We start from the raw sequence: 5,526 nt of genomic DNA, 5'->3' as shown, positions 1-5,526 counted from the left end.
ATATAGACCAAAAACTGGAAAATTCATCATTAATTACCAACTTGATAAAAAACACTGTAGCGATGAGGGCGAATTAATTTAATACAATTAAAAATCAATTAGTTAGGCGCAAAATGATGCGGGTTTATATTCATCACAAATAAAGAATACCAGAGCTCCTACCAAAAATAGATGTTAAATTGGCATGCTGAGACAGAAACAAAATCACAAAACCCTAAGGGGTGTGAGCCTGATAAAAACACGTTAAAATACTAATCACTGTGTATAGAATAGTCACCTACTTCAAGTTAATATTGAACGCCATCTCAATTTATTTATGTAAAGTTATCTTACCGTGATGTTAATTATCATCTCCAATGTATAACCCCGCGTTTTTATCATTATTTAAACAGAATATGATCCTAATCAATAATTCTATTTTCACTTGGAAATAAAACATCTCACACATTGAGTGACTATCACTCTAGCTAATTATTTAATCGATTACGTTTTAATTTACCGTTATTAATTCATCCTGTTTTTATCAATGCCAAACCAATTTGAGGCTTAACTACTGGTTTTTGATAAAGAGGGATTTTACTTTCACGCTCTGGTATCCATATACGTGAACATACCTTTTCCAATAAGGATTTATTGTGGCTGAAAACAATAAGCCCCAATGGGCGGTGTGCCGCTTCGTCTAATAAAACGCGCCAAATTTGTGCCTGAACATGTGCATCCAGTTGTGCCGTTACTTCATCGGCAATCAAGTATCGGGTGCGCGGATCCAGTGCCCGCAATAGTGCGATACGCGCCAACTCGCCTCCCGACAATTCATCAGGCCGGCGCTTCAACCAATCAGGATTAACGGCCATCCGCTCAAGCCAATGTGCTGCGGGTCGCCAGGCATCATGCAAGCTCTCCCCCGTAGTCCGGTAAGGATTGAAACTTTGTTCTGGATGCTGTGGCACTAACTGAATAGGACAATAACCTTTTTTTGCCAGTGGCGCGCCACCGAGCAAAATCTGGCCGGAAGTGGCTGACTGCCATTGTGCTAATACCCGGCCAAGGGTCGTTTTACCAAAACCACTGGGAGCCGAAATACCTAAGCGCTCTCCGGCTGTTAGAGAAAATGAGATGCTATCCCACAACAGTTTGCCACCTTGAACCACCGTCAGATTATCGACACTAAACATATTCGCCCACCTCCGACAAGGCTATGTGCTGACTGACAAATTGTTGCTCCGGTAGCGCTGCCCATAGTGACTGTAGCCAGGGACTACCACCGTTATTCTTCAATTCTTCAGCACTCAGCGTCTCATGTAGCTTACCTTGATGTAACACCGCAATCTTATCGGCAAAACGTGCCGCCAATGCCAGATCATGAGTTACCCATAAAATGCCACGCCCTTGTTGGCAAAAAGCCCGCAGGTGAGTCAGTAACTGGCAGGCATGTTCGTCATCGAGCCACGAGGTCACTTCATCAGCCAAAATATAGCGGGCATTGGTCAGGGTGGCACAGCTGGTCAGCACCCGTTTTGCCATGCCGCCAGAGAGTTGGCGAGGGAAGTCATGCACCAACCCTGGCGCAAGATTGTAGGTTTGCAGTTGCATTGCCACATCTTCCAGCCGCAGTTTTACACCACTAAGCTGCGCGGCGCGGGTCATTTGTGAGCCGACTTTAATTAATGGATTTAGCGCGCTGACCCCTTGAGGGACGTAACATAACGTTTTTCCGCGCCGTTCAATTTTGTCTTGGGCGCACAACACCTCACCATCAAGGATAATCTCGCCATGACAACGCATATTGTCTGGCAATAAACCCAATGCACTTTGTAACAACAGACTTTTGCCTTCACCGCTACCGCCAACTAACGCCACCAGTTCTCCCGGATTCACCTCCAAAGAAATATTACTCAGCAGAGGATGCCAGGTTTTTCGCCCCAGCCAGCGGTAATGAGCAACATCAATAGCAAATTTTGCAAATTTCAACATCAGGTTATCCTCACCCAGAGTTGTTGCAGCGACCGGGCAAACTGGTCAAATACTAATACCAATCCCACCAAAATCAGGCCAGGGAAAAAAGCCAGCCACCATGCCCCACTGCTCAGGTAACGCAGTGCATCCGCTAATAAGATCCCCAACGACGGCTCATGAGGTGACAGCCCAAACCCAAGAAAACTGAGCGCTGCGCTGTGTAACACCGCATGGGGGAACATCAACAGTGTGCCAACAATCCATTGTGGCAGTAATAACGGTAGCAGATGATGACGCCAACGGTAAAAATTACTGTTACCCAACCGATGAGACAACATCACATAATCAGTCTCGCGAATACGTAAGATTTCTGCGCGTAAAATCAGGGCAAGCTTTGGCCAATGGGTGAGGGCTACCGCCAGAATAACGCCTTGTTTCCCGCCCCCCAAAGTGAAGCAGATCAGCACCAATAACAGCAAGTGAGGCAATGCCAACATACTGTCAATTAATCCGCGAATAATATAATCCAGCGTTTTATTGATAGCACACAAACTGGCAGTGAGCATCGCCAGCAGTCCACTGGCAAAAGCAGCAATCAGGCCAATTTGTAAACTGGTTGTCATCCCCTGAAAACAGCGCAACCACAAGTCGCGCCCCAGACTATCAGTACCAAACCAATAAGCCGGTGATGGCGGCTGGCGGCGCGCCATCAGATCCATCGGTACTTCAATGGGATAAATAACCCAGCCATAAACAATTAAAATGAGTAATAGCGCCAATGAAACGAACAGCCGAAACAGCGCCCGGTTTGGGTTATAAGTCATAATTGCCGCGCAGCTCCCCTATTCAAGCGGTGTAACAGTGCGTTGGCAACGCTGTTACCGCAAAAGACCAATATGGCGCAAAACATGACGATCCCCATCAGTAACGGAATATCGCCGTGAAGCCCGGCATCAATAGTGGCTTGCCCTAAGCCGGGATAGGCAAAAACTTTCTCCGCTAATAGCGAGCCACCCAGTAATTCCCCCACAGAGGCAAATTGCAGACAAAGCGCTGGCGTAATGGCATGGCGTAAAATATGGAAGTGAACCAATGACCAGCCCTTATCTCCCTGAGCACGAGCATAGCGGATAAACTCGCTATTCATCACCTCAGCAACCCTGGCGCGGGTATGCAGCGCAATATTGCCAACCCCCAATAATCCCAAGGCCAGCATCGGCAGAATGAGATGACGCAGTTTGTCGCTCCAACTGGCTGTTTCAGCATTGCTTCCAGGTGTCCATGCACAGCAAATCGGCGCCCAATTCAGCTTCACCGCAAATAATGACAGCAATAATAAACCAATCCAGAAAGTGGGTAGCGAAGCTAATAGATATGACAGGGTTGAGATCAAACGATCAGGCCAGCGATTAAGATAACGCCCCGCAGTCAGCCCCAGCAATAGCCCAACAATGCCGGAGAATAGCCATGCCGAAAGCAGTAACGCAAACGAGGTGGCAAAACGTTCACCAATGACCTGTGAGACTGGCGCGTTATACAGCATGGAGTAACCCAAATCACCTTGCAAAACCTGAGTAAACCAATGCAGAAAACGCTGCCACAAAGGCAGATCCAACCCCCACCGCGCCGCAATCAGCGGATATTGTTCCGGTGGAACATGCAACAGCTCACTGCCAATATAGGCGCGTATTGGGTCTACCGGGGAAAAACTCAGCAGCGTAAAAGTGCCTACTGCGGTGATTAGCAGCAGGCAAATTAAACGCAGAGTAAATAGCGAGATCCCCTTCATTACTGACAGGTCCATTTCCAGCTATCCAGGCTATTAAGCAGTGACCAGGAACCATGGATTTCCGGTGCCCCCTTACCTAAATCAACGCAATCATTAGCCAGGTAAGTATGCTGAATATTCAATAACCACGCCCACGCCGCATCACCGCGAATACCGGCACCGGTCGTTCCATCCCAATCAACCTGTTGCCAAAATGGCACCGCTTGTTCCCAGGTTGGCGCATCCAGTGCCTGTTGCAGATGTTTATCAACTACCGGATTCTGGTAGTAGCCTGGATTATAATATTCAACACCGGCAGCTTTACTGCTGTAGTGATGGTACAACTCCATGGGATCAAGGCTACCCCAGCCAAACAACGTGGGGTTAGCATGCATATTACGTTCAACGGTTTCCCAGCTACCGGATTTCAAATCAACATCAATACCAATAGGTTTCAGCATCGAACGCAGCGCCTGGGCTAAATCGCGGCGCGTAGTATCACCGCTGGTATACCAAAGCGTGATTTTGGCCGGCACCCCATTTTTTTCTCGAATACCCTCACTGTTCAGCGCCCAACCGGCCTGTTCTAATATCTGTTTGGCTTTTTCGCTATCACCATCTTTAATGGCCGAATCTGAGTTATTCCATGGCAACCCCTGTACACCTGTATAGGCAGGAATAGCATGACCCTCCATAATTTGGTCGGCCAGGAGTTGGCGGTTAATGGCATAGTTAATGGCACGGCGGATAGCAACATCCGCCGTTACATCATTACCAATCGGATAACCCTGAGCATCTTTCTTACCCGCCGGAGTGGTCGGGAACACGATGCCACGGTTTTCTACACTTGGCCGCACCCATAACTTCATGTTATTGACCGGACCTGCCGCCATCGATGGTGGAATGCGGACGACCCCTAACTGCCCACTTTGCGCCGCTGCAAAGGCACTGTCTTCATCAAGAAAAACAAAGATCAGTTTATCGAAATCATTCTTATTTCCGGCATAATGAGGATTGGCTTCCACGATCATTTGTTGACCCGGTTGGAAGCTCACCAAACGGTACGGGCCAGCACCAATAGGGTTTTGTGCATAGGTTTTGGCATTATATTTATCAGCAGAAACAATCCCCAGCGATCCCAACACATTTACAAAAGTACTTTGTGGCGCTTTCAATTGGATTCGAATATTGAGGGGATCGATTTCTTCGGCGCGGAGGAAATTACCCATATCGACTTTACCGCCACTGGCAGCAGCATTGTTATAGGTAAACACCACATCTTTGGCCGTCAGAGGAGATCCATCAGAGAATTTGAGGCCCGGCTTGAGCGTCAGAGTCCAGGTTTTACCGTCGTTGCTGGTTTTATACTGGCTCAGCAGAAAATTATTCCAGCTAAGATCTTCATTTTGTTTTAGCAACGGGCTATGCAATAGCAGATAACTGCCATGACTCCAGCCTAGCATTGGGTCAAAGCCTTCGGTGGGTTCATCACCGATAGCCAGTTGCAGGGTATGTGTTGCGGCACTAACGGGAACAGAAAAAACACTGAGTAGAGCGGCTGTGAGTAAGGTAGTTCGGAGCCATAGACGTTTAGACATGAATCATCCTTTGATAAATTAGCCAGTGAATATAGGGCATTGCCTGTCAGGCAAAGATTCAACAAATAATTAAGCGTAGCACTAAACATTAATATGGGTAATAGATGTCTTTTTTAGTATTAATGACCAATTTTCACCACTTTAGTTAGAACTTAACAGCATGCAACTAACAAAAGTCAGGTTTAGATGAGGTAAATCAAAAAA

The 5,526-nt window shown here is 47.1% G+C and carries 5 protein-coding genes; all 5 read right to left on the bottom strand.

Going from position 1 to position 5,526, the window contains the following annotated elements:
* Positions 1–509 precede the first annotated feature (509 nt).
* From V2A85_RS21620 to V2A85_RS21600, 5 genes are read right to left on the bottom strand one after another with little or no spacing between them, the layout of a single operon-like run.
* Entirely contained in the window at positions 510–1,175 is a 666-nt protein-coding gene (locus tag V2A85_RS21620) for an ATP-binding cassette domain-containing protein (protein ID WP_083163053.1), read from the bottom strand.
* Positions 1,168–1,974, bottom strand: a complete 807-nt coding sequence (locus V2A85_RS21615; RefSeq protein WP_083163051.1) for an ATP-binding cassette domain-containing protein — start codon at positions 1,972–1,974, stop codon at positions 1,168–1,170. The genes V2A85_RS21620 and V2A85_RS21615 overlap by 8 nt, the downstream gene beginning before the upstream one ends.
* Positions 1,974–2,780 (bottom strand): ABC transporter permease, encoded by an 807-nt coding sequence (locus V2A85_RS21610; protein ID WP_372559718.1) that lies wholly within the window; start codon positions 2,778–2,780, stop codon positions 1,974–1,976. Before V2A85_RS21610 ends, V2A85_RS21615 begins: the two co-directional genes overlap by 1 nt.
* On the bottom strand, positions 2,777–3,745 hold the full coding sequence (locus V2A85_RS21605; RefSeq protein WP_372559942.1) for an ABC transporter permease: 969 nt from the start codon (positions 3,743–3,745) through the stop codon (positions 2,777–2,779). Before V2A85_RS21605 ends, V2A85_RS21610 begins: the two co-directional genes overlap by 4 nt.
* Positions 3,745–5,322 (bottom strand): ABC transporter substrate-binding protein, encoded by a 1,578-nt coding sequence (locus V2A85_RS21600; RefSeq protein WP_372559719.1) that lies wholly within the window; start codon positions 5,320–5,322, stop codon positions 3,745–3,747. Before V2A85_RS21600 ends, V2A85_RS21605 begins: the two co-directional genes overlap by 1 nt.
* Positions 5,323–5,526: the final 204 nt, after the last annotated feature.

The organism is Yersinia sp. 1252 StPb PI (assembly GCF_048593885.1).
Classification (GTDB): domain Bacteria; phylum Pseudomonadota; class Gammaproteobacteria; order Enterobacterales; family Enterobacteriaceae; genus Yersinia; species Yersinia enterocolitica_E.
The sequence above is the reverse complement of the archived record's forward strand: the minus strand, read 5'-3'. Positions and strand labels throughout refer to the sequence as shown.